The sequence below is a fragment of the Streptomyces sp. NPDC057654 genome (assembly GCF_042800135.1).
In the GTDB taxonomy this organism is placed as follows: Bacteria; Actinomycetota; Actinomycetes; order Streptomycetales; family Streptomycetaceae; genus Streptomyces.
Genome location: NZ_JBHVHQ010001458.1, coordinates 1 through 1,131, shown reverse-complemented (window position 1 = coordinate 1,131; position 1,131 = coordinate 1). Strand labels below are relative to the sequence as shown.

Annotated in this window: 1 protein-coding gene; it reads left to right on the top strand. The window is 74.4% G+C overall.

Annotated elements, in window-relative coordinates; genetic code table 11:
- On the top strand, window positions 1-1,131 hold a 1,131-nt coding region (locus tag ACFU99_RS44340), incomplete at both ends, for a beta-ketoacyl reductase (protein WP_384404563.1).

Genomic DNA, 1,131 nt, shown 5'->3' with positions numbered 1-1,131 from the left:
GCCACCACACTGCGCGTCCGGCTCGGCTACGGGCCCGACGGCGCGGTGTCCATCGACGCCGCCGACCCGGACGGCCGCCCGGTCGCCACCGTCGAGGAGCTGGCGGTGCGCCCCGTCGACCTCGACGCGCTCCGTTCGGCCGGAGCGGGTGCGGGAGCTTCCGACTCCCTCTTCCGCACCGAGTGGACTCCGCTGCCCGGCGTCGCCGGACCGGCCGACCACCTCGGACACTGGGCGGTCATCGGCGGCGGAGACCTGTTCCCCGACAGCCACCCCGACCTCGCGGCGCTCACCGCCGCGGTGGACGAGGGCATGCCGCTGCCCGCCGTGGTCGTCGTCCCCTGCCTGGAGACCCTGGAGACCCTGGAGACCCTGGAGACCACAGCCGACGCGGCGTCAGTACGGGCCGCCCTGAACCGGGTTCTGCCGCTCACCCAGGAATGGCTGGCCGACCCCCGCTGGGAGGACGCGCGCCTGGTCCTGCTCACCCGCGGCGCGGTCGCCACCGCCCGCGGCGAACAGCTCACCGACCTCGCCGCCGCGGCCGTCCGCGGGCTCCTGCGATCCGCGCAGTCCGAACACCCCGACCGCATCCTGCTCCTCGACACCGACGACCCGGCGGCCGCGGCCACCCGGCTCCCTGCCGCGCTGGCTTGCGGTGAACCCCAACTCGCTTTCCGGAAGGGTGTGTTGTTCGCCGCGCGGCTTGTGCGGGAAGAGGTGACAGGCGAGAAGAGCCCCGGCGGGTGGGACAGTGACAAGACCGTTCTCATCACCGGAGCCGGGGGAGCGCTCGGCGCGCTGGTGGCCCGTCACCTCGTCGCCGAACACGGCGTGCGGCACCTGCTGCTGGCGGGGCGGCGCGGACCGGACGCCCCCGAGACGCTCGACCTGGCGGCCGAACTCCGGGAAGCAGGCGCACAGGTGGCCGTCGCCGCGTGCGACGTGGCGGACCGCGCGGCGGTGGCCGCGCTGCTCAAGGGCGTACCGGAAGAACACCCCCTCACCGCCGTCATCCACGCCGCGGGCGTCCTCGACGACGCGCTCATCGAGTCGCTGACACCAGAGCGCATGGACCAGGTGCTGCGCCCCAAGGTCGACGCGGCCCTCAACCTGCACGAGCTGACGGAG